Origin of the sequence: Flavivirga sp. 57AJ16, from assembly GCF_028736925.1 — a bacterium.
Lineage (GTDB): Bacteria > Bacteroidota > Bacteroidia > Flavobacteriales > Flavobacteriaceae > Flavivirga.
Window position 1 is genome coordinate 142,275 of sequence record NZ_JAQZAT010000006.1, and the last position, 24,168, is coordinate 166,442.

26 protein-coding genes and 1 tRNA gene are annotated in these 24,168 nt (G+C 33.4%); 17 read left to right on the forward strand and 10 right to left on the reverse strand.

All coding sequences use genetic code 11. The features are described 5' to 3' along the window. Positions 1-371 precede the first annotated feature (371 nt). The 5 genes from lepA to PQO00_RS08285 all read right to left on the reverse strand — a co-directional run bounded on the left by lepA (position 372) and on the right by PQO00_RS08285 (position 4,945). The gene (gene lepA, locus PQO00_RS08265) at positions 372-2,168 is read right to left on the reverse strand and encodes a translation elongation factor 4 (protein ID WP_274184370.1); all 1,797 of its coding nucleotides are present in this window, start codon (positions 2,166-2,168) and stop codon (positions 372-374) included. Between the two features lie 90 nt (positions 2,169-2,258). Further along, a complete protein-coding gene (locus tag PQO00_RS08270) occupies positions 2,259-2,477 on the reverse strand; it encodes a hypothetical protein (protein ID WP_274184371.1) in 219 nt (72 codons plus the stop codon). 140 nt (positions 2,478-2,617) lie between these two features. Continuing rightward, positions 2,618-2,821: a hypothetical protein gene (locus PQO00_RS08275; protein WP_274184372.1), complete on the reverse strand. Its 204-nt coding sequence runs from the start codon at positions 2,819-2,821 to the stop codon at positions 2,618-2,620. Then, positions 2,818-4,212, reverse strand: coding sequence for a radical SAM protein (locus PQO00_RS08280; protein WP_274184373.1), 1,395 nt, complete (start codon positions 4,210-4,212; stop codon positions 2,818-2,820). The genes PQO00_RS08275 and PQO00_RS08280 overlap by 4 nt, the downstream gene beginning before the upstream one ends. Next, a complete protein-coding gene (locus PQO00_RS08285) occupies positions 4,202-4,945 on the reverse strand; it encodes a prolipoprotein diacylglyceryl transferase (protein WP_274184374.1) in 744 nt (247 codons plus the stop codon). The genes PQO00_RS08280 and PQO00_RS08285 overlap by 11 nt, the downstream gene beginning before the upstream one ends. A gap of 91 nt (positions 4,946-5,036) precedes the next feature. On the opposite strand from PQO00_RS08285, the gene dusB reads away from it, so the two are divergent. Further along, positions 5,037-6,032 carry a tRNA dihydrouridine synthase DusB gene (gene dusB, locus PQO00_RS08290; RefSeq protein WP_274184375.1) on the forward strand — a complete coding sequence of 332 codons (996 nt, stop codon included), beginning with the start codon at positions 5,037-5,039 and terminating at the stop codon, positions 6,030-6,032. 121 nt (positions 6,033-6,153) lie between these two features. Here dusB and PQO00_RS08295 read toward each other — a convergent pair whose 3' ends face one another. Continuing rightward, positions 6,154-7,359 (reverse strand): ABC transporter permease, encoded by a 1,206-nt coding sequence (locus PQO00_RS08295; RefSeq protein WP_274184376.1) that lies wholly within the window; start codon positions 7,357-7,359, stop codon positions 6,154-6,156. 51 nt (positions 7,360-7,410) lie between these two features. Further along, on the reverse strand, positions 7,411-7,806 hold the full coding sequence (rbfA, locus tag PQO00_RS08300; RefSeq protein WP_274184377.1) for a 30S ribosome-binding factor RbfA: 396 nt from the start codon (positions 7,804-7,806) through the stop codon (positions 7,411-7,413). Between the two features lie 125 nt (positions 7,807-7,931). On the opposite strand from rbfA, the gene mce reads away from it, so the two are divergent. The 10 genes from mce (at position 7,932) to PQO00_RS08350 (ending at position 16,896) form a co-directional block, all read left to right on the forward strand. Continuing rightward, the gene (gene mce, locus PQO00_RS08305; RefSeq protein ID WP_274184378.1) at positions 7,932-8,336 is read left to right on the forward strand and encodes a methylmalonyl-CoA epimerase; all 405 of its coding nucleotides are present in this window, start codon (positions 7,932-7,934) and stop codon (positions 8,334-8,336) included. 49 nt (positions 8,337-8,385) lie between these two features. After that, positions 8,386-8,459, forward strand: a tRNA-Ile gene (locus PQO00_RS08310). Positions 8,460-9,192: 733 nt separating this feature from the next. Further along, positions 9,193-10,302 carry an HNH endonuclease domain-containing protein gene (locus PQO00_RS08315; protein WP_274184379.1) on the forward strand — a complete coding sequence of 370 codons (1,110 nt, stop codon included), beginning with the start codon at positions 9,193-9,195 and terminating at the stop codon, positions 10,300-10,302. Positions 10,303-10,682: 380 nt separating this feature from the next. Further along, positions 10,683-11,681: a type IV toxin-antitoxin system AbiEi family antitoxin gene (locus PQO00_RS08320; RefSeq protein WP_274184380.1), complete on the forward strand. Its 999-nt coding sequence runs from the start codon at positions 10,683-10,685 to the stop codon at positions 11,679-11,681. Continuing rightward, positions 11,656-12,504 (forward strand): hypothetical protein, encoded by an 849-nt coding sequence (locus PQO00_RS08325; RefSeq protein WP_274184381.1) that lies wholly within the window; start codon positions 11,656-11,658, stop codon positions 12,502-12,504. Before PQO00_RS08320 ends, PQO00_RS08325 begins: the two co-directional genes overlap by 26 nt. A gap of 213 nt (positions 12,505-12,717) precedes the next feature. Further along, positions 12,718-13,071 (forward strand): hypothetical protein, encoded by a 354-nt coding sequence (locus PQO00_RS08330; RefSeq protein WP_274184382.1) that lies wholly within the window; start codon positions 12,718-12,720, stop codon positions 13,069-13,071. Positions 13,072-13,205: 134 nt separating this feature from the next. Next, on the forward strand, positions 13,206-13,538 hold the full coding sequence (locus tag PQO00_RS08335; RefSeq protein WP_274184383.1) for a hypothetical protein: 333 nt from the start codon (positions 13,206-13,208) through the stop codon (positions 13,536-13,538). A 68-nt stretch (positions 13,539-13,606) separates the two neighbouring features. Then, a complete protein-coding gene (locus tag PQO00_RS08340; protein ID WP_274184384.1) occupies positions 13,607-14,227 on the forward strand; it encodes a hypothetical protein in 621 nt (206 codons plus the stop codon). A gap of 183 nt (positions 14,228-14,410) precedes the next feature. Then, a complete protein-coding gene (locus PQO00_RS08345; protein WP_274184385.1) occupies positions 14,411-15,472 on the forward strand; it encodes a bestrophin family protein in 1,062 nt (353 codons plus the stop codon). A gap of 317 nt (positions 15,473-15,789) precedes the next feature. Beyond that, positions 15,790-16,896, forward strand: coding sequence for a Gfo/Idh/MocA family protein (locus PQO00_RS08350; RefSeq protein ID WP_274184386.1), 1,107 nt, complete (start codon positions 15,790-15,792; stop codon positions 16,894-16,896). Between the two features lie 171 nt (positions 16,897-17,067). On the opposite strand, the gene PQO00_RS08355 is transcribed toward PQO00_RS08350, so the two are convergent. Next, positions 17,068-17,406 carry a helix-turn-helix domain-containing protein gene (locus tag PQO00_RS08355; protein ID WP_274184387.1) on the reverse strand — a complete coding sequence of 113 codons (339 nt, stop codon included), beginning with the start codon at positions 17,404-17,406 and terminating at the stop codon, positions 17,068-17,070. Between the two features lie 119 nt (positions 17,407-17,525). Between PQO00_RS08355 and PQO00_RS08360 the strand changes: the two genes are divergently transcribed. Continuing rightward, positions 17,526-17,924, forward strand: a complete 399-nt coding sequence (locus PQO00_RS08360) for a DoxX family protein (RefSeq protein WP_274184388.1) — start codon at positions 17,526-17,528, stop codon at positions 17,922-17,924. Between the two features lie 227 nt (positions 17,925-18,151). Here the strand turns inward: PQO00_RS08360 and PQO00_RS08365 are convergent, their stop codons facing one another. Both PQO00_RS08365 and PQO00_RS08370 read right to left on the reverse strand, forming a co-directional pair. Then, the gene (locus tag PQO00_RS08365; RefSeq protein WP_274184389.1) at positions 18,152-19,456 is read right to left on the reverse strand and encodes a serine hydrolase; all 1,305 of its coding nucleotides are present in this window, start codon (positions 19,454-19,456) and stop codon (positions 18,152-18,154) included. 81 nt (positions 19,457-19,537) lie between these two features. Continuing rightward, complete coding sequence (locus tag PQO00_RS08370) at positions 19,538-20,116, reverse strand: LuxR C-terminal-related transcriptional regulator (protein ID WP_274184390.1); 579 nt, start codon at positions 20,114-20,116, stop codon at positions 19,538-19,540. 311 nt (positions 20,117-20,427) lie between these two features. Here PQO00_RS08370 and PQO00_RS08375 point away from each other — a divergent pair, with 311 nt between their 5' ends. The 5 genes from PQO00_RS08375 to PQO00_RS08395 all read left to right on the forward strand — a co-directional run bounded on the left by PQO00_RS08375 (position 20,428) and on the right by PQO00_RS08395 (position 24,148). Next, the gene (locus PQO00_RS08375) at positions 20,428-20,922 is read left to right on the forward strand and encodes an SRPBCC domain-containing protein (protein WP_274184391.1); all 495 of its coding nucleotides are present in this window, start codon (positions 20,428-20,430) and stop codon (positions 20,920-20,922) included. Positions 20,923-21,270: 348 nt separating this feature from the next. Then, a complete protein-coding gene (locus tag PQO00_RS08380; RefSeq protein WP_274184392.1) occupies positions 21,271-22,179 on the forward strand; it encodes an AraC family transcriptional regulator in 909 nt (302 codons plus the stop codon). Positions 22,180-22,267: 88 nt separating this feature from the next. After that, positions 22,268-23,029 (forward strand): SDR family NAD(P)-dependent oxidoreductase, encoded by a 762-nt coding sequence (locus tag PQO00_RS08385; protein ID WP_274184393.1) that lies wholly within the window; start codon positions 22,268-22,270, stop codon positions 23,027-23,029. 267 nt (positions 23,030-23,296) lie between these two features. Beyond that, positions 23,297-23,509, forward strand: a complete 213-nt coding sequence (locus PQO00_RS08390; RefSeq protein ID WP_274184394.1) for a hypothetical protein — start codon at positions 23,297-23,299, stop codon at positions 23,507-23,509. Between the two features lie 3 nt (positions 23,510-23,512). Then, entirely contained in the window at positions 23,513-24,148 is a 636-nt protein-coding gene (locus tag PQO00_RS08395) for a copper homeostasis protein CutC (RefSeq protein WP_274184395.1), read from the forward strand. Positions 24,149-24,168 lie beyond the last annotated feature (20 nt).

The window sequence follows — 24,168 nt, forward strand, 5'->3', positions numbered from 1 at the left end:
AAAAATGGACAAACACCTTTGATTTTTCAAGAATAAAAGGATAAACTTTAGAAAATGGATTTTAATTATTAAAGAGCAAACTTATTAATTGAAGTATAGGATAAATTTATATTTGTTTTTACTGTTATTAAAACAGTGGCTAACTATGTTTAAAAAACGCATTTTATTAGGCCTTTTTCTTTTTTGTTTACGAGTGCGCAAAACAGCTACTTAAAAAAGCGGCTTGATAATATACAGTTATTAAGGTTATTATCTAATACCATTTCTTTAAGGGCTTTAGAAAGAAGAAAGCGGATATTAAAAGCGCTTTTTAATGTAGATGGTAAAAGTGATCGAGACCTACTTGAAATCGCAGAGCAAAAAGGATTTATTTAATCATTCAGCTTTAAAACAGCCATAAAGGCTTCTTGTGGAATTTCTACATTACCGACTTGACGCATACGTTTTTTCCCTTTCTTTTGTTTTTCCAAAAGCTTACGTTTACGGGAAATATCACCTCCGTAACATTTGGCGGTAACGTCTTTACGTAATGCTTTTGTGGTTTCTCTGGAAATAATTTTTGCACCAATAGCTGCCTGAATAGGAATATCGAATTGCTGACGTGGTATTAACTCTTTCAGTTTTTCGCACATTTTTTTACCAATATTCGCCGCATTATCGGCATGGATCAGTGCAGAAAGGGCATCGACCGGTTGCGCATTTAATAAGATATCTACACGAACCAGTTTTGATTGCTTCATGCCTATGGGGTGATAATCAAAAGAAGCATAACCCTTTGAAACCGTTTTTAAGCGATCGTAAAAATCGAATACAATTTCGGCCAATGGCATATCGAAGGTTAATTCAACGCGTTCTGTGGTTAAATAGGTTTGATTGGTAATAACCCCTCGTTTTTCGATACAAAGCGACATCACATTACCAACAAAATCGGCTTTTGTAATAATAGTGGCTTTTATATAAGGTTCTTCAACACGATCTAAACCAGAAGGGTCCGGTAAATCGGATGGGTTGTTAACAATGATAATTTGGTCCGGATGTTTTCTTGTAAAAGCGTGATAAGATACGTTGGGAACCGTTGTGATCACGGTCATATCGAATTCGCGCTCTAAACGTTCCTGTATAATTTCCATATGTAGCATGCCCAAGAAACCACAACGGAAACCAAAGCCTAAGGCAGCAGAACTTTCTGGGGCAAACACGAGGGAGGCGTCATTTAATTGAAGCTTTTCCATAGAGGCTCTTAGCTCTTCGTAATCTTCCGTATCTACAGGGTAAATACCTGCAAAAACCATAGGCTTTACATCTTCGAATCCAGCAATAGCATTGGTTGTCGGGTTTTTGGCATCGGTAATGGTATCCCCAACTTTTACTTCTTTAGCTTCTTTAATACCGGTAATAACGTAACCAACATCCCCTGCTTTTATTTCTTGCCTTGGAAACTGTTTGAGTTTTAAAGTACCGACTTCATCAGCGAAATAATTTTTACCGGTAGCAATAAATTTGATGTTCTGCCCTTTTTTAATGGAACCGTTTATTACTCTAAAGTAAGTTTCTACACCGCGAAAAGAATTGTAAACCGAATCAAATATTAAAGCCTGTAAGGGCTCATCTATTTCACCTTTAGGAGCAGGGACACGCTCTATAATGGCTGCTAAAATATTATCGACCCCAAAGCCTGTTTTTCCACTGGCATGAATGACCTCTTCTGGGTCGCAGCCCAAAAGATCAACAATATCATCCGTGACTTCCTCGGGATTGGCACTTGGTAAATCCACTTTATTGAGCACAGGAATAATTTCCAGGTCGTTTTCTAAAGCCAAGTACAGATTGGAAATAGTTTGTGCCTGAATGCTTTGAGCAGCATCTACAATAAGTAAGGCACCTTCGCAAGCAGCAATAGAACGGGACACTTCATAAGAGAAATCCACATGGCCAGGGGTATCGATTAAATTTAAAATATAATCTTCTCCTTTGTAAGTGTACTCCATCTGTATGGCGTGCGACTTGATTGTAATGCCACGTTCGCGCTCTAAATCCATACTATCCAGAAGCTGGTCTTGTTTTTCTCTAGCGGTCACAGCGCCGGTATAATCCAATAAACGGTCTGCGAGCGTACTCTTACCGTGATCTATATGTGCAATAATGCAAAAGTTTCTAATGTGCTTCATAGTCAAAAAATCTCCATAAAAAAGATGCTGCAAATATAGATGTTTTAGATGAGCTTTATCAATATTTTAATTTATTGAAAAAAGCTTAAATTATAACATCATACCACCACAAATACCAAAGCTCACAATAACATAAACAGCTGCCAAAATAAATAATACTGTGGCTGCTTTTTTGTTTTTTTCACGAATGGCAAATCCAATAATAGTTAATAAAACAGCAGGACCAAGCATGATAGCTAGTATTAAGTATACCAAACCATCTAGATTCATATTTCCTTCTAACACCCATTTGAGTATAAAATGTTGCATGTCGACTCGTTCTTTTTAAGTTTAAAAGCCTTGTTCATAAATTCCGTAGCAACGCTATACCATCTAATCACAGCGTTTTTATATTTAAAAATAGCATTGGTTTTAATACGACATTTTATACTCAAAGGGGTATAAAAATATCATAAAGTCATAGCGCCACAATAGCCCAAGCTAATTATTAAATAAACCACTGCAATAATACCTAGAACTTTGGCTGTTTTCGGTTTTTTTCGTCTTAAAGTTAGAGCAATAATCCCTAAAACAATTGGTATTCCAAAGAAAAAAAACAAAAAAATTAATGCGATGGCAAGATAATCACCGCCTTCTACAAAAAGAGTATTCATAACAGTTCGTTTCTAAGTACCTCTAATCGCGCTTTTTTATTGTCTCTATAAAACAAATTCATGGTTTCGAATGGGATAATTTTATTGTCTTTATCAACAATATGAACGCAGGATTTCTTAATAGCACGTACATCAAAATTATAGGCATCGATAAATTGCATGATAATGACCCGAAATAAGTTATCATAACCCAAATTTGGTGCATCGATGTTTGGTAAGCAACACATAATGGACTTTAAGTTTTCTTCGGCGACTTCAACGGAGTTTCCAGTACTAAAAAGTTCTATCATTTTGCCTTGAAGACTCTCATCCTGCTCATAAATAATAGTGTTTTTACTGTTGTCCAATAAATCATTCGGGTTTATATATCTGGTTAACGGAAACACCTCGCCTCCCAATTTAAGCGCATATCCCATGACCAAAGCATCTGGATTACAGGGTACGGGAAGCAAATCATCTGGATTAAAAATAGTGGTTTGCTCCATGATTTTTCGACGTACTTCTGTGAGTGTCATGCGATCGGTTTCAGGATTAAAGTGTTCCAATCTACCAGCAATTTGCGTTGGTTGAAACGTTACGCCCCGAACACATTCTTGTTTTAAGGCAAAGTCTATTATTTTGCCAATTTCATGATCGTTTAATCCCTTTTGAAGGGTGACCACCAATGTGGTTGACAGATTGAGCCGATTTAAATGTTCAATGGCTTGCTTTCTTATATCGTTTAAATCGGCACCCCGAAGCTCTTGTAGGACGCTGTTTTCAAAAGAATCAAATTGAAGATAAATTTCAAAATCTGGTGCATAAGTCTTTAGTCTTTCCGCGAAAGCAAAATCCTTTGCTATTTTAATCCCATTGGTATTCAACATTAAATGTCGAATAGGCAATGATTTAGCATAATCCAGGATTTCAAAAAAATGAGGATGGATGGTGGGTTCTCCACCACTAATTTGCACAACATCAGGTTCTTTTTCGTTGGCAACAATGGTATCCAACATCGTTTTTACTTCTTGTAAAGTTCGGTGTCTTCCGTAAGTTGGCGATGAGCCCGCATAACAGGTTGGGCAGGTTAAATTACAACGATCTGTGACCTCAACAACAGTTAAACAGGAATGTTGCTCATGATCTGGGCATAAACCACAGTCGTAAGGACAACCGTAATCTGTTTTAGTATTGAATTTATAGGGTGTTTCAGAAGGTTTATTGTAGTTTCTTATATTTTTATAATAGGCGATGTCGTCGGCAATTAATACTTTAGAATTACCGTGTTCATTACAGCGTTTTAACATGTACACATGGCCATTTTCGAATACGATTTTGGCATCGACACGTTTTAAACATTCTGGACAAAGGCTTAACGTGAAATCATAGTAGGTATATTTTCTAACGGGCATTTTTAAAAAGGTTTAGAATGGTTTTTTGGTAATAAAGCAAACAAATTAGGCATAATATTTGAATCGTGCTCAATCTGAAAAGATAAAACACATTTGGTTTTAAAAATTCTATGAAGAACCTGAATGTAAAATAGATGATCATAAACCATTTAAAGAGGTCGCCATTTTTTAAGGTTGATTTGTTTCTGATACGTTTTAAGCCGAAAAACAAAAAAACTAAAAATATCAATTCGTATAGTGCTACAGGGTGACGTAATAGGCCATCACCCAAATCCATACCGAAAATAAATGTTGTTTTTGTGCCGTAAGTAAATTCGTTTACGCCAGATAGAAAGCAGCCTACTCTTCCAATAAAAATACCTAGAATGATAGGAAGCACAAATAAATCACCAGATGATCGAATCTCTCCGATGCCTTTTTTGGCTATTTCGACACCCAGTAAACCACCAAATAAACCACCCATAATGGTTTTTGTATTAAGTAACTGGATGATGTTTTCTTGAGATATGTTCACTAAGGGATTTTCTAAAAACCCAACGAGCCTGGAACCAATCAAGGCACCAAGAGCGGCACCTAAAATGATAGAGAGCCTATTGTTTGACGAAATAACATCGCTACTTTTCTTTCTTAAAAGTACATAATACCGAAAGCCTATAAAAAATGCGAGGTATTCTAAAACCAGATGGATGTTTATGTTGTAACCAAAAAGAATGGGTTCGAAGGGGATATTCAAAAAGCTTAAAATTTGATTTTAAAAATACAACAATATTAGAGCGAATAATTAATTTGATTAAAAAATAGTAATTTTGCCCAAAATTTGCAGCGTGGTAAAAATAGACAACATAGAACTTCCAGATTTCCCATTACTTTTGGCTCCCATGGAAGACGTTAGCGATCCGCCGTTTCGTGCTTTGTGTAAAGAACAGGGGGCAGATGTTGTGTATACTGAGTTTGTATCTAGCGAGGGCTTAATTCGTAATGCTGCAAAAAGTGTTATGAAGTTGGATATTTATGAGAAAGAACGCCCAGTAGGCATTCAAATTTTTGGAGCCAATTTAGACAGTATGTTACAAACTATTGATATTGTTTCGGCTTCAAAACCGGATATTATCGATATTAATTTTGGATGCCCTGTAAAAAAAGTGGTGAGCAAGGGGGCTGGTGCGGGTATTTTAAAAGATGTGTGCTTAATGGAAAAGCTCACTGCCGAAATGGTGAAACGCACGGATATTCCAATTACCGTGAAAACACGCTTAGGTTGGGATCACGACTCCATAAAAATAGTTGAGGTTGCAGAAAGGTTGCAGGATGTTGGTTGCAAGGCGATCGCCATACATGGGCGTACCAGAGCGCAGATGTATAAAGGAGATGCCGATTGGAAACCGATTGCCGAAGTAAAAAACAATCCGCGAATGCATATTCCCGTGTTTGGAAATGGCGATATAGTGAGTCCGGAAAAGGCTATGGAAATGAGAGATAGTTTTGGACTGGATGGTGCTATGATCGGTCGTGCTACTATTGGAAACCCGTGGTTTTTTAAACAAGTAAAGCATTACTTTAAAACAGGAGAGCATTTAGCGCCTATTTCTTTAGCAGAACGTGTGGAAGCTGCTCGCAGACATTTGCAAATGGCGATAGATTGGAAAGGTGAAATTCTAGGTGTTTTTGAAACACGTAGACATTATACTAATTATTTCAAAGGGATTCCGCATTTTAAAGACTACCGTATGAAAATGGTAACTAGCGACCATTCAGCAGATGTGTTTGCTGCTTTTGATGAGGTATTGGAAAAGTTTTCAGATTATCAGTTTACCGAATAATTTACTCGATAATTGATCTAGATTTAAACCTGACTGCCGTCAGGCAAGTTGCACCAAAGCTTATACCATTTCTTGGAATAAGGGTAATAAAAACGCTATTTTTATGGCAAACCCACCAAAATTAATGGTTTTTTACTAATGATTTTGAAATTCTTACGGATGCGATTTTCGAGGCAATACTCCCTAAAACCGAAATGGTAATAAGTACAATAAAAAAGTTTTCGACCTTAATGGTCATGGGATAAGCTAAAGATGGCGTTATCATAACTAAACCAAATATTTTTTGAACCCCAGTGATAATTACAGCTACAATGAGACCTATAATACCACCAACAATACTCATTAAGCTGCCTTGTAAAAAGAAAATTTTACGAATATCCTTTATAGTGGCCCCCATATTAAAAAGTGTGCTTAAACTTCTCTTTTTGTCTAACATCATCATGATCAACGATCCTATAACGTTAAAAAAGGCAATGATCAATACCAAGGTAAATATTAAATATACGGCAAGGTTTTCGGTGTTTAGCATTTTATAAAGCGCATCGTTAAGCTGTGCCCTGTTTTTTACAACAATTTTATCGCCTATAATAGCTTGGATTTTTTGCTTGACAAGAGCTTCGTCGACACCTTCATTAAGTTTAAATTCTAAAGCAGATACTTGATTGGGTTTATAATTTAAGAGGTTTTTAGCTAAATCAAAGGATGCATATACATAGGTGTCATTTAATGTTTCGTTTATATAAAACACACCAACATTAATAGCATTCACGGTATTAAAGGCATTTTTATTGGACGTTATTTGCCCTTTCCCTGGTTTTGGTACGTAAATGTTTATAGGTTTTGATAAATCTAAAACGCCTAGGGATAAATTTTTTGAAATGCCCCAGCCCACTACAATATGATTGGACTTTTGACTTAACCAATTGCCATGATCTATTTTGGATTCAATATTAACGACGTCTTTAAATGGCTCATCAACTCCTTTAATCGTTGCTAAATAGTTTTTATCATTACAGACAATAGCGACACGTTCTTCAATAACTTTAGAGAATAGTGCTATTTCTTCTAAGTCGTTTAGTTTAGAAATTTTATCTTCAGTCAAAAGAAACGATTTGCCAATTGAGGATTCAGCTTTTAAATCGGGGTCAACGACACTAGAAAACTCAAGTGTGAAATCTTTTAAACCTGCAAAACCAGATAGCACAATAAATAATGATGCGGCACCAAGTATAACGCCAATAATGGCAATTATAGTTATAAAATTAATAGCATTGTTACTGCTTTTGGAGCGTAAATAACGTTTTGCTATATATAATGGGAAGTGCATGCTTATATTAGTAAATAAATAGGTTTTTAATTTGAAGGTTAAAAAAAGAGATTAAGATTTTTTTCTTTTGTCTAAAATATTAGGGTCTTTAATAGGGTTTTCTTTTCCTTTTAGGGATTTTTCTATTTGATCAATATATTCTAAAGAGTCGTCTACAAAAAATTCTAAGTTTGGCATACGTCTTAATTGATATTTAGTACGTTGTGCTAATTCATGTCTAATTAAAGGCGTATTGGATTTTATACCTTCAAGAAGTTCTTTAGCTTTATCATTTGGAAAGATACTCAAATAAACTTTAGCGACAGATAAATCTACGGTTACTTTAACTTTAGATACCGATATTAATACACCATGCATTCCCCCTTGTGTAGCGGCACCTTGTAACACATCAACCAAATCACGTTGTAAAACAGATCCTATTTTTTTTTGTCTTTGACTTTCCTCCATATTGCAAAAATAACGGATATTTGAAGATTATCTCATTTTTAGAACGCTATTTTCATATCTTGACGATAAATTTGAGTTAAATTGAAAAGATTCCCTCCTTCGAGGGAATGATAAAAACTTATTTAATGAATAAAATAGAACATATAGGAATTGCTGTAAAAAACCTTAAGGATTCTAATGAATTGTTTTCCAAATTATTCGGTGAGCCTCATTATAAAATAGAAGAAGTAAAAACAGAAGGTGTTAATACGTCTTTTTTTAAAATTGGGAACAATAAGATTGAATTATTGGAAGCAACCAATGAAGCCAGTCCGATAGCAAAGTTTATAGATAAAAAGGGAGAGGGCATTCATCATATTGCTTTTGATGTTAGTGATATTGAGGCAGAAATTAAACGCCTTCAGAACGAGGGTTTTAAAGTTTTGAATGACGTTCCCAAAAAAGGAGCAGACAATAAGTTGGTGGCTTTTTTACACCCAAAATCTTCAAATGGCGTTTTAATTGAGTTATGTCAGGAGATAAAGGAATAGTTTTTCTTGCTAAGAAATAAAATAAGTAGTAATATTGCACTCCAATTTCGGTCCCATAGCTCAGTTGGTTAGAGCACCTGACTCATAATCAGGTGGTCCTTGGTTCGAGCCCAAGTGGGACCACGCTTAAAAACTGTTTCATTAATTTGAAACAGTTTTTTTGTTTTAAAACGAAGTTATTTTGGGCGAGAAGTTTATGCAGAGCGTAGTCGAAGTAAGCCCAAGTGGAACCACTAGTAAAATCAAGGCTTCACAGAGTTTTAACTCTTTGAAGCCTTTTTATTTGCAAACAACATAAAATTTAACATTTTTAACAAAATTTCATGGCTATTGTTTGATTTTGAGGATTGTTATTTTTAAAGGGCTATTATCTATCTTTTGTAATCGTCATAGTTTCCTGAAATAGCATCCTTTTTTGATACTATTCAATCAAGCCAATCTGCTTTAATTTTTGCTCATTCTATCCAATTTACTAAAGAGATATCTAGATAGTTATTCCTAATTGCACTTTCAATTTTTGCGTTGAAGATTATATAATAGTAGATGTTAAACGTTAAGGAAGTATCAGGGGCAAGAATTTGCTACAATAGAAATTGAAAAATATTTCAGCTTAAATTTTTAATTATTCGTTGCCTTTGATTAAAAAAAGGAAATGTTGATAATATGAGTTTTTAACTCATGTAGCAGTAAAAATTTGATTGCTTTGTTAATAGAGTTATTTTTATATAAAAATATTTATGGAAAAGAAATAGGAGCTTGTTTGGATGAATCAATACATGGCCTTCATAAATTTAGGTATTTATATTTTAAAAGTCATTTTTTGGCTTTATAAATCAGAAGTTAGATTAATTAATAAATGAATAACGAAGTCTTTTATAATATCAGTAAAATCATCGAAAGGGATAGCAAGTCTACTACTTACAAATATGCACTTTTACGTGGCGTTATAGATATTATTCAAGACAATTCACCTTACATTACATTTGTTGAAAATCGAATTCAAATACCAACAGGACTTCTTGTTGAAAAATGGTTATTGTATTACTATCCAATTTTACAATCTCAGACATCAATACCACAAATCAATGGTGAAATTAATCTTGCTTTCAGTAGTCAGTTTAGCAAATTAATACTTGATTATGAAGATCGTGGAGGTTTTTCTGCATTTTATAATGACCTAAAGAATAAAGGTATTCCGAAGGATTTGCAAAGTGAATTTCTTGAACTTACCAAGAAGCTTAGAGACACGATTACCAAAATGCCAATGAAGTATATTGGTCGTTCTATAAGCAATGACTTTTATTCTATTTTCAATTATGAAAGTCAAAGACTTAAGAGATATTCAAACATAGACATAGAAACATTAATTAAAGGTTATGGAACGTTTTCAATTCCTTTAGAATACTACGAAGCCTTTAAGATTTTGGGCAGTTTTATAAACGGACAGGATTCTATTCTTTTCAAATGGGCTCAATTTTCTGTAAATGCATCAGGGAATAATTTATCAGTTGACAAAGTTCTTAATGAAGTTTTAAAAAGTCCTATCACCGAGAGGAATATTGCTGAATCAAAAAAATTGTACAAAGACATCCTTAAAAAGGAAGGTAAAGTATTTTGTGTCTGGACAGGTAGAAGTATTTCAAATTATGATATTGACCATTTGATACCATTTTCTGTATGGAAAAATAATGACCTTTGGAATTTACTTCCTTCGGATTCAAGAATTAATAATCAAAAACGAGATAAAATCCCTACGCCGGAAATTATTGAAAGACAAAAAAATCTTATTCTTGATTATTGGGGAATTATCTTTGAAAGTCAATCAAAAAGATTTCAAAAAGAAATACAAGTCGCTCTTTTAGGAAACCATTCATTTAGTTCTTGGAAAAATATTGGCATTTATCAACTGCAAAATAGTTGTAATTATTTAATTGAAAACAGAGGTTTTGAGGGATGGAAAATTTAAAGTCAAATCCGAATAATTATTTAACCGCTAAGGAAAGTACCTTTCTTTTCCCACCAAAATTATTTTCAATCTAAATTTATTAGTTGGTCAGTACTTCGTTTTATTATTGAACATTTTAAAGAAGAAAAGAAGCATTTTAAAAAATCGATTTATTTGTGGTCAAATTTAGGTTTTTATCAAGATCATTAAATATGACTTGTTAACTTGCAGTTTTTATCTAGAAGTAGTTTTATTAAAGTGATGTTCATTATATAGCAATGTTCAGTGTACATGAACAATGTGAATAAATGAACAAAATATCTATTTTGCTTTAATATTAAATGAATGTTCAGTATATTTGAATGTTCATGTTACATGAACATCGTTTAAATATGAACAAAATGACTGATTTTGCATATATACAGGAGTTTTTTGATACACTAGACTTCCATGTTGAAGTTATCTATCAAAATTATAACCATGAAAAAAAAGAAAGTATCTATACTTTAAATAATGAAATGGTTTATATAGATACAAAAAATGAAGTAAGACCTCAAAATATAGCTGCTTTTGAAAAGAAAAGAAGCCAGAATTTACCGCTTTTGATCGCGTCAAAATACATTACTCCGAAGTCAAAAAATATACTTAAAGAAAAAAAAATAAACTATATAGATAGTTTTGGTAATGCCTATATAAATTTAGAGCACTTAAAAATATATGTAGAGCAAGGAAATGCAAAACCTTATTATAGTGATTATTCTAATCTTTTAACACAAACCTCAGGGCAAATTATATTTCAACTTCTTAAAAACCCAGAACAAATAAATGAAACCCAACGCTATTTATCTCTTGCGAGTAAAGTTTCGTTGGGCAGTGTAAGTAAATGTATTACAGCTTTGATCGATGAAGGCTTTGTGGTAAAATGGAATAATGAACAAAAATATCAACTAGTAAGAAGAGATGAATTACTTGATAAATGGATTACAATATTGAATCAAAAAATATTGCCTGCAAATAAAATAGGAAAATACTCTTTTTCTAAACAAAACAATGCTAATTGGAAAGCTCAATTCTTAAATACAGAAGCACTTTGGGCAGGAGAACCTGCAGCAGCATTAATAACCAATTATCTAAATCCAGAAGCCTTTACATTGTTTACCGAAAAGAAAAAATCAGAGATTTTAACTGTGTTAAAACTTATTCCAGATAGTAAAGGAGACATAACTCTATATCAGCCATTTTGGATAGATAGCTTTCCTATGGAAAGGGTTGCAAACATAAACCATAAAAACGTGGTACATCCTTTAATTATTTATGCACAGTTAATATATAGTAATAATACCAGAAATATTGAAGCAGCACAGTTAATATATAATGAGTACATCAAACCAAACTTATAAGCAGTATTCATTTGCACATCACGCAAAAGTCTACGCTATTTTAGAGACTGTTTTTTCTAAACACGGGATCGTTTATTATTTAATTGGTGCTAATGCCAGAGATGTACAATTATATAAACAAGGTATAAAACCAACTAGAGGTACGGCAGATATAGATTTCGCAATAATGGTACCGGATTTTAATGTGTATCAAGCTATATTTGACACCTTATGCAGCAACGGTTTTAGAAAGACAAAAGAAGCTTATAGATTGGTTTTTGACGAAACAAATACCGTTTTAGACTTGATGCCTTATGGCGAAATAGAACAGGAGTATACTGTGAATTTCACTGACAGGGAATTATCATTATCCGTATTAGGTTTTAAAGAAGTGGGACAGCACATAGAAAGTGTAAAAATTTCAGAAGAAAATTATACACTACCGGTATCACCAGTAGAAGGCTTAATAATATTAAAATTAATTTCTTGGGAAGATAAACCTGATCTAAGAATAAAGGATTTAGAAGATATTTCCTTTTTATTAGAACACGCATGGCATTTGTATGAGGATGAAGCCTTTACTAACCATTTGGATTTGTTTGATGATGAATATTTTAGTATGCAAATCGCAGCTGCAAGAATAATTGGCAGAAAGATGGCTTCTATTGTAAATCAAAATGAAAAATTAAAACGAACTATTATAAATATTTTGGTAACTAGTATTACTAAAAAGCAGAAGGCCCAAAATCCAGAAATTATATTAGCACAAAAAATGAATAAAACTATTGAGGATATTCAAGTCATATTAAGTGCGATTTTAAAAGGAATTAATGATGAACAATAAATTTTAGTCATAATTTCAATGAGATTTATTTAAATTTATTTAAAGGATTTAAACAGCCCCACTTCCAGCACATATCTTCTCCTTCGTTCCACAAGTTGCACTCACAAAAATAAGAGCTTACAGTTCCGCGCAATATTAGTTATGGCATTTTAGAACACGTTATTTTTGAAAATCTAAAATGCCAAAACCAATATTTTTAGCCACCGCTAAGTTTTGGTTTCAATTGTAATTTTTAATCCGACTGTTCCAGGGTATAATAAATGCGCGGAAGGAGAATATTTCTATCAGTACGATTTTAGTGATGACGGAAAAACTTATGGAAATCCAGTATTGGAATTTAATGAACGGAATCAAAACGGAATTATCTCAATTCTCGAAAAAGGACTGAAAGGAAAAGAAGTTCAGTTTGTAAAAAATGGGAAAATCTTAAAATCCAAACTTTACATTGCGGAATTTGACTCGAATTTTAGCTACTCTTATGATTTTACAAAGAGAAATTTTTGGAACAAAATATTCGGACAAAAAATGGACGGAATAAAAAACGTGTTACAACAAAGCCGTGTATAATTCATTGCTTTGTCTCTGCTAACTTGGAAAATAAGAATGATTTTCCTCTGGTTCGTTTTCTTTTGCTAACTTAGTCCTTGCCATTGTAATAAACCATACAGGAACACGTTGGCTGTAATTTAAAACCTATCAATATGAAAAAAATAACATTAGCTCTTTTAATAAGCATTTTATTAATTTCCTGTAGTTCTAATAACTATAATGAGGAATTTATTGGAACTTGGAAAAAAGAAAACTCATCTAATAAACTTCATTTCTCTGAAGCTGAAAATAATCAATTAAGACTAAAATTTGAGAAATTTAGTGGTAATAGCGAAAATATGATTATGGAATTTGAGGACGAATTTACTGTTAAAAGTACTATGGGAGAAACACACGCTTCTTATTATACTTATAAGCTAAAAACAGAGGATGGAAAAACCTACATAGTCCATTATACAACTAACGATAAATATTTCAAAATGTAATGACAATAGATTAAAAAGCTAATTGATTATAATCCCAATCAAAGCTATAAACCCAAATATTGTTAAATATGAAAGCATTAATCATAATTTCAGGAATTATAACATTTCTTATTGGAGCATTATGGAAATTTCGCTTAAAAAAGTATGCCTTTGATAATAGAACAAGTGGTGGGGGTTCAGAATTCAAAAATTACAGCCATTATAATTTACATTTGTTAGGAAGAGCATTAAGTTCTTTAATGCTTATTGGAGGTATTATTATATGTTTTTATGGTTATGGTTACAATCCATATGAAAAGTTCTATCCATCCAATTGGAATTCTATGTCCGAACAAGAACAAAGAACATGGAAATATTTTCATGACAGCCCAGAAAAACTTACAAAATGGAAAGAGGAAAATATGATAAACCCATACGAGCTATTAAAAAACAAAGAGTTTTCGGATTGGACAAAGCAAATGGAGATAGAAACTAATATTTCACATTTGGTATGGAGAGATTTGGCAGACAATACTGCTAAAAACATAAGTTTTCCAGAACAGGAGAAATTAATGAAAAAATGGCATTTCAATAGAGATATGGTAAAAGCTGTGAAAAGCGAATATGAATTTGACCCGAATGATCCTCTTGATGTATGGAGAGCTGAACAAAAGAAAAGAGAGGAAGAAAGGAAAAAGTCTGAAAAGTAAAAACGACAAACTATGGCTATAAGTAATTGCTTGTTACCGTCTACTTCTGAAAATCCGAGAGGATTTTCAGTTTAGTGTTGTACTTGCAAAGCTAAGTACTAAACCACGCAACTACCCATAACCGGGACAGTTGGGCGTAATGTGAATTCGACGAAGTACTAGACATTTTAAAAATATTAAATTATGTACACAAAAAAGGTTTTCAAAATCAAGGATATGGTAAAATGGACTCGTTTTGAGACCTTATTATTCATAACCATAATTACCATATTTGTAAGTGTTTATTATTTTTTTGATTTACAGTGGCTTAAGATTCCTTGGACCCCATTAGCCTTGATTGGTACAGCTGTAGCTTTTGTTATAGGTTTTCAAAACAATTCGGCTTATGGCAGAATTTGGGAAGCTCGAAAAATTTGGGGCGGAATTGTTAACTCATCTCGAACTTTTGGAATGTTCGTACAAGACATGGTAACAAACGAACATATTATAGAAAAGCAAACAGATTCGGAACTACAAAAGCAAATTAAAACACTCACTTACAGGCATATTGCTTGGATGACAGCTCTACGTCATGCCATGAGAGAATCAAAACCATGGGAAACTGTAGTTCATGAAAAAACAAATAAAGAATGGAGTAAAATAGTAAAACCTCCAGAATGGGAATCGACTATTGAAGAAGATTTAAAACCATACATTTCTTCACCCGAAATGGGCTATGTATTATCTAAACACAATAAACAAACAGCCTTATTGTATTTGCAATCTAAACACCTACGCCAATTAAAAGAAAATGGATTAATTTGGGAGTTTTCTTTTTTACAATTAGAAAGCATTTTGCAAGAACTTTTTACATTACAAGGACAATCAGAAAGAATTAAAAATTTTCCATACCCACGCCAATTTGCGACCTTAAATCATTATTTTATGTGGGTTTTTGTGATGCTTCTACCGCTAGCAATTGTTCCTCAATTTGCTGAAATTGGTAAAGATATTGTTGATTTACAGCCAATATTTGGAAAACTGTTTATTTGGTTGTCTATCCCATTTTATGTGATTGTTGCTTGGGTTTTTCATACTATGGAAAGAATTGGACGAACTGGAGAAAACCCTTTTGAAGGGTCTGCTAACGATGTTCCAATTTCAACGATTGCTCGAGGAATAGAAATTGATTTACGTCAAAATCTAGGAGAACACAAAGACGAAATTCCGAATCAATTTCCAGTCAATTATGACACACAAATGTAATCGAATGAAAACACTATGCCCAACAACGGTAACCGTTGCGCAACTCATAATTTTAAATAAAGCAATAAATTTTGACAACAACTAAAAAAAATAACTCATTTAAAATCAATGCATTGTTGTTTTGAAAGCAAAAATAATTAAGTAGGAATTAGAGTGTTTTATAGTTGTGCAACAGCCACAACGTGTAAAAATAATTGTTTGGTTCTCGCCTACTTGGAAAATCCTACGGATTTTCCTCTGGTTCGCTCCATTTTTAGTAAGTTAGTTGCTTAAGTACGCAACTATCCTTACATTAAATTTAACTAAAGTATTTTAATATGAAACAAAAAAAACTTTTCGTATTTATCCTGTCAATTTTTATGTCCATAAATATTACTGCACAAAATGCCCCTATTAGAATTGCTGTAATTGGACTTACCCATACGCATGTTCATTGGGTCTTTGGTAGTGAAAAAAATGGTGATATTGAGATAGTAGGTATAGTTGAAACAAATAAAGATTTGGCTGAACGATATGCCAAACAACATGGATATTCTATGAAAATGGTATTCAATACCATGGAAGAAATGATTGAAGCTACTCATCCAGAAGCGGTTTGCGCATTTGGTACTATCTATGAACATTTAGAGGTTGTTGAAAAAGCAGCTCCTTTAGGTATTCATGTAATGGTTGAAAAGCCTTTAGCAGTTAGCTTAGAGCACGCAAAAAAAATGGAAGCCCTATCTAAAAAACATAATATCCATTTACTTACTAATTACGAAACTACATGGTATCCTTCCAATTATGAAGCCTACAAATTGGTTGAGAAGGATTCTATCGGGGCTATTAAAAAAGTGGTAATAAGAGACGGACACAAAGGGCCAAAAAAAATAGGCATTAACAAAGAATTTTTGGACTGGTTGACTGATCCTGTTCAAAATGGCGGAGGTGCAATTACAGATTTTGGCTGCTATGGTATCAACTTAATGACCTGGTTAATGAAAGGTGAAAAACCACTTACGGTTACGGCTGTAACTCAACAACTACAATCAAAAAATAATCCAAAGGTAGATGACGATGCAACTATAATTTTAAAGTATACAAACTCCAATGCAATTATACAAGCCTCCTGGGATTGGCCAATTGGAAGAAAAGATATGGAAATTTATGGTCTAAAAGGAGTGATTTATGCTGATAATCGATACGACCTGCGTATCCGTATTTCTGAAGGCTATGATGGTTATATTGAACAATCCTTTAAATTGGAGGAAAGGAAAGCCCCATTCAATGATCCATTTTCTTTATTTGCATCAGTCATTAAAAATGAAACAAGCCTTGAGCCCTTTGATTTATCCTCATTAGAAAACAATATGGTTGTGATGGAAATTTTGGATGCCGCCATCAAGAGTGCTAAGACTAAAAAAACAATTGAAATTAAAAAGTAACTACTGTCAACAATGTATAAAAAAAATGCTGGCTTTATCCTAAACCAATGTTAGTTGCTCGTTTACTATCTTTTGATTTTCCTCTCGGAAAGTCCTCGCGGATTTTCACGCAACGAAACCATAGCCAAACACGTTAGCGGCAACCTGAAAAACAACACTCTCGAAATAAAACTATTTACCGATTATCTTCTTCCTATGTAGTAATCCCCAAAAGTGTAACTCGTCCAAGACTTTCTCCAAAGACATTCCGTGTTCCGTGATTGAGTATTGAACTTTAGGGGGAAAACTATCGAACACTTCTCTTTTAACTAACTGATTTGTTTCCAAAAGTTTCAACTCTTTAGATAAAGTTTTATCTGTAATACCAACAACTTCCCTACTAATTTCTTTAAACCGTTTTGGGCCGCCAGACAATGAAAATAAAATCAATAATTTCCATTTTCCCTCAAGGACCTCAAGAGCATCTTTGATAGAAAGCATTGTTTTGGGACAACCACCTTTTGACAACATAACTTCAAGTTTGGACACATTACTTTCCTAATGGATAGTGCTATCCAATAGGAAAGTAATATAAATTAGATAGTAAATATAGATAATTTCGTGTTGTATAATTTAAAAACATAAATACAATGACAAAGCAAAAAAAATCCAAAGTGTTTAATATTATCTTATGGATATTTCAAGCCCTTTTAGCTGTAACATTTATTTGGGGAGGTGGAATGAAATTATTTCAACCTAATGACCTACCTTGGTTATGGGTAAATGAAAATCCCGAATTAGTGACTGTTTCAGGTGTTTTTGACTTATTGGCAGGTTTCGGATTGACCTTACCTTCTCTTCTTCGAATTCAACCAAAAATGACAATATATGCAGCCTATGGAACAATTGCTCTAATGATTTCAGCAAGTATTTTTCACATTATAAGAGGAGAAGGAAACCAAATAGGATTTAATATATTCATTTTAATTTCTGCTATATTTATTGCTTGGGGAAGACTGAAAAAAGCACCAATAGAACCGAAAAAATAAAAGGCAGCCGCTAACAAAGATGTGTATATGTAATGCGGGGTGAAATGTTAAACGGAAACCTCTGTGCTTCTATTCAGCTCGCAGTTAGTATATTTATGAACAAAAATTAAAAAATATAAAAGCAGCTCGCTAACGTTCGTGTCGATTTTAAACTATCGCTTTCAAATCCCGCACTACACATACACATATATGAAACCGTTGGTAACAATTTGAATACAACCCAAAAATCATTGTTTCAAACCAATAGTCTCGGGTTTACCTTTTAAGCCCAACCCCTTAACATTACCCTTTTCATCTAGAAAAAATTCCCATTCCAAAGCTTGTTCAGCAAAATAAAAAGTAGTGTTAGAAGATGGTACTAATTCTTCTTTTCCATCTATTGGGTCTGGCCGAAGATATAGTTTGTTTCCCTCTTCAGTAATGTGTAATAACCCAAAACCTTTTGAAAGGTAAGTGCCCACATAGTTTTTATAAAGGGAAGTATCAATATTGTAAACGGTACGCTTTTCAGGAATTTTAAATGGTTTTCCCTCCCATATATTTCTTACCGCTCCGTAAACACCTTTCCAATTAGAGCCCGAAACATTATGTAGATAAATAAACGTTTTTTTAGTATTCATATAGCGTTGTAAGCTTGACCTCTTGCTTTCTCCATCACCTACTATATATGCTTCGTTGACATTATCTGTTTTATGGAGCCGCCAAGCAAAACCGTAATCACTTAAAGAACCATCATTTAAAGGTGTCATCTCAAAAGACCTTTTCAAGACTTCTTGCGACAGTAATTGATTTGTATATAATGCTTGGTCAAATAAATATAAATCGTAGGCCGTAGAATGAATATGGCCTTCTCCTAAAGGCGGTCCGACATTGACAGACAATGGCATACCATTAATTGCCTGTTCTTTATTGTAAACAAAACTATTAACCATACCAAGTGGCTCAAAAATATTGTGTTTTATAAACACTACAAAAGGTGCTCGTGAAACCTGTTCGACTATTGCTGCGAGCAGCATATAATTGTCGCCATTGTAACCAAATTTATCACCTTTTATAGTGTTTTCAGGTTTGTATTTGGCTACTAATTTTATTATTTCATTTGAAGTGTAAACTTTTGTACTGTCTTGGTAAGTAGCAACGGTAGGCTGAAACCTGGGCAAACCACTTGTCATATTTAAAAGGCTTTCTATAGTAACATGCTGATAAGGAAGTTTAGGAAAATAATCGGTCAATTTGTTATCAAGTTTTATATGCCCTCTATCCACAAGCATTAATATAGCTACTGCTGTAAAAGCCTTACTTACCGAAGCAATATCTAAAGAGGTTTCTTTTGTGATTTGATTATCGTTTTCATCTTTTCCATAAGCATTATAAAAACGAAGTTTACCTTTTTCAGCGATTAATAGCTGACCGTCAAATAACTGATTTTCGGATACTATTGTAAGTACTGAATCAATTTGGGCTGTCCATTCTTGCCCATAAGAATTTATGAAAGCAATAAAAAAAATAGAAATAAAGAATATGTGTCGCATAATAAATAGTATTAATCATCCAAAGATGAAAAACCCAATTAGTAATAAAAAATACAGAATATAGATTTTGAATAGACAAATTCAAATTTGTCTCAAAACATCGAGCAAATTAGTCTCTGGAGATAACAACATCTTCTTTCTTAATCGATAACGAGCAGTATTTACACTTGATGGGGCTATATTTAATTCCAACGAAATATCTTTACTACTTAAACCGTCAATGAGCATTTCAGCAATCAAAACATCATTTTCAGTTAATTGTGAATATTTTAAATGCAAACGTTCTTGAAAACTAAGACCTTTTTTAAGTTTTATTGATAGCTTTTCCCTTAAATTATATCTATAATTTAAAACTGTTTTGATGCTACGCCTACGGTTTGAGACCCTCATCCATAGCATAATGGATAATACTAACGAAGCAAATACGATAAAGAACCAACCTCTTTCTTGCATAAACAATACTTGCATTCTGTTTTTTTCTAACATATAAGCATCCGACGGCCTACTGCTCTTTATTAGTGCTAATACTTCAGGCTCAATAGCAGTATTTGTAAATTTTGCATACCCAAATGACAACAATAAAACGACACCTAACACAAAAAGAAAGTGATAAAACGAGGGTCGTATTAATAGTTTTCTTATACTACATTTGAATTTCAAAATCTTAATAGGCTTTATGATGCTGCAATTTAATAGAGTATTTTAATCTTTTCAATAGACAATATATAGATTTCAACATTTTTGTTAAAAAATTGCTATCAACAATGTACATAAAAAATAGGGTAATTTTGGCTTAATCGGATAGGTTTTGATTGTTTTCAATGCCACCAAATTTTTAATTTTGTATTTTTATAACAGAAAAGGTAAAAAAGAAAACTAAAAATGTGGCGCTTTGCACAACCGAATGCAAACAGTTTACTTTCTGCCCAGCTTTTCATATACAGGACCTTTAGCAACAAGTAAAAACGAATATGGAGAATTTTGATTGGACATCATACACTAAGAAAATTGCCATTAAATCTACTTTAACAGAGATATATAATGCTTGGACTAAAGCATCTGAATTAGAAAAATGGTTTTTGAAAAAAGTTGATTTCAACAGACCAGACCATTCGTCATACAATAAAAACGAAAATGTTGTTGAAAACGTATTATATACTTGGTATTGGTATTTGTATAGTGAACCGATGAAAGGTAAAATAACAAAAGTCAATGGTAAAGATTATATCCAATTTACCTTTGAAGGAGAATGTTTAGTGGATGTTCTGCTTGAAACAGATAATGACTATATTATCGTAACCCTAAAACATCATAACATTCCATTAGATAATAAATCCAAACAATATGTTCGGCTTGGTTGCACAAACGGCTGGACTTTTTATCTTACTAATTTAAAATCCATATATGAAGGTGGAATTGATTTAAGGAATAAGAATGAAAAATTTTCACCAATGATTAATAACTAGAAAAACCAGTTGCTAATACTGCATATAAGCTATGGCTTGGTCCAATGTCATTAAGTTAAGGCAGTAATGTCAGTCTGAGCGCAGTCGAAGACCAATTGGAGTTCTAGTTTTATTAGCATTTCGACTGCGCTCAATGTGACAAAAAGGGGCAAATTTCCTTAACTTAATGACATTGGGCTTGGTCTGTCCACACTTGGAAAATCCTGTGGATTTTCCAAAGCCAGTTTTTATCTTGATAGGTTCGTACCAAGACGCGTCATAGCCATATACCAAACGTTGTGTACATAAAACCATTCCTATTATTTTTCAAAATCTGAATTATATGTTTGAATTTCATAAATTTGTGAAATGAAAAAAACATTGGAAATAGAAGATTTTTATGTCGAAAATCTAAAGTGGGTTCCTGAAAATCTAAAATCATCGATTGGACATTTTAACGTATTTAGGTTAGAAGAATTTTCGGGTCTTGATCCCAAACCTATGCCCTATAGTCGAAAGGATTACTATAAAATAAGTCTGATTGTAGGTAAAAGCAAAGTACATTATGCAGACAAGACAATTGAAATAAATAACCAGGGCCTATTGTTTGCAAATCCACAAATACCTTACAATTGGGAACAGGTAGATAGCCAGTTATCAGGTTATTTTTGCGTTTTTACAGAAGCCTTCTTTAATCAGTATGGAGATTTGAATAAATATCCTGTTTTTCAGCCAAGTGGAAATCAAATTTTCAATTTAACTACAGAAAACAGCGCTAAATTCGCTGCGATATTTGAGCAAATGTTTACTGAAATTAATTCAGATTATACGTTTAAGTATGACATTCTCAGAAACCTTGTTTTTGAGCTTATTCATTCAGGAATAAAATTAGATCCAGTAACTTATAGGGTTGACTATCAATCCAATGCCTCAGAACGAATATCTTCTATGTTTATAGAGCTTCTTGAAAGACAATTTCCAATAGAAAACACAAGCCAGAAGATTAAATTAAGAACAGCTAAGGACTATGCAAATCAATTGAACGTTCACGTAAATCATTTAAACAGGGCATTAAAAGAAGTCACTGGAAAATCCACTAGTTCTTTAATTACAAGACGACTTACTAAGGAAGCCAAAATACTTTTAGCACATACCCATTGGAATGTTTCAGAAATCGCGTACGCTCTAGGTTTTGAGGAGACTTCTCATTTTTCCAATTTTTTCAAGAAACATATCCAGCAATCACCAATTCAATTCAGAAAAAACAAAATTGTTTGATTTTTACAACTACTTGGTTGAATTGGGTAATTCCTCCCAATGAATTCTAATGATCTTTGTATGGTTCAATAATTAAAAAATAATACAAATGAATCAGAGTAAAATAGCACTAGTAACTGGAGGTAGTAGGGGTTTGGGGAAAGATATGGCGTTAAACCTAGCGAAAAAAGGATTGGATCTCATCATCACCTATCATTCTAACGAAGCTGCCGCAAAAGAAGTAGTCTCAGAAGTAGCAGAAATAGGACAAAAAGCTATGGCTTTACAGCTAGATGTGGCCGAGTACAGTGAATATGAACCATTTTTCAAGAAGTTATCTGATGTTCTTCAGGAAAGTTATAATACATCAACTATTGATTATTTAATCAATAATGCTGGAAGTATTGCACCAGCTCCCTATATTTCAGCAACAATAGATGAATTCAAAGATATGATTCATATCCACCTTATGGGGCCATTTTTCATTGCGCAAAATGCCCTTCAAATAATGAATGATGGTGGTGGCATTGTCAATATCTCAACTGGATTGACACGTTTCACAACTCCTGGCTTTGCTACCTACGCATCTATGAAAGGTGGTTTAGAAATTTTAACTAAATACCAAGCAAAAGAATTGGGAGAAAGAAAGATAAGAGTAAATAGTGTTGCGCCTGGAGCAATAGAAACAGATATAATGGGAGGTGCTGTAAGGGATAATGCTGAACTCAATAAGGCATTAGCAGAAGACACAGCTTTGGGACGTGTTGGTGTACCTAGTGATGTTGGTTCTGTGGTTGCATTCCTCTGTACAGAAGATGCAAAATGGATTAACGGACAGAGAATTGAAGTATCAGGAGGAGCGAACTTATAGTACTTAAAAAAATACTACCACTAACAAAGTATAAAATCAATAGCAGTTTGGTTGTGAACCAAACTGCTATTTTGTTTATTTGAGTATATTGCTATCCCAAAAGCAAGTGAGTTTTAATCTGCTAATGCTCTTATGCTAAACGTATATAAGTAATTACTCAAAACTTAAAATAAAAAATGAAGAAGATAATATTGACAATCACATTATTTGGAACTTTTTTATCCGTAAAAGCGCAAGATGAAACAGTTAATGGTAAATTAACTGTTGATGGACCTATATGGAAAATATTTACATACCACAGGTAACAATGCAACTGGTGCTTTATTTACTCACCCCGGAAATCAAAATTTATATTTAGGAGCAGGTAAAGATCAAAATGGCAACAAAAATGAAATCATATTATATAATTTGAGTTGTGACGGAGGGTGTCATGTTCCCATTTTTGTTGCAAGTCCAATTAACAGGATAGGGATAATATAAGAAATGAAGAACAGAGATTATTTAGTGGAAGCCTGTGTAGAGGGATTGGATCAGGTCATACGAGCGGAAAAACAGGACGCGGATCGTGTGGAGCTCTGCGCGCGTTTAGATTTGGATGGTCTCACACCAGATGTTGAAACCATTAAAGCCGCTTTTAAGCATTGCAAAATACCCATTAGGGTTATTATACGTCCGCGTGAGGGCGGTTTTGTTTATTCAGCTTCAGAGTTGGATCAAATGAGGGAAAGCATTCAAGTTTGTAAAAACATAGGCGTTGAGGGTGTTGTTTTTGGAATAACGACGGAAGAAAACACACTTGATATTTTGGCAATTGAAGAGCTTGCGTATTTTGCTGCCCCGCTAAAAGTGACCATTCATAAAGCGATTGATGCGGTGTCTAGTCCACTGAATGAATTGGACAGGCTCATGGGAATAGATAACATTGATGCCATACTCACCTCGGGTAAAGCGCCAACATGGGAAGCAGGTCAGGCATTGATTAAGGAACTTATTAAAAAAGCAGCAGGCCGTATACAAATTATTGCCTGTGGCAAGGTGACCGATGAAAATATCGTGACAGTACATAGAAGGATTCAATCCACTGCTTATCATGGTAAACGAATTGTTGGAAAATTATAGGATTGCTAGGGAAACAGAAA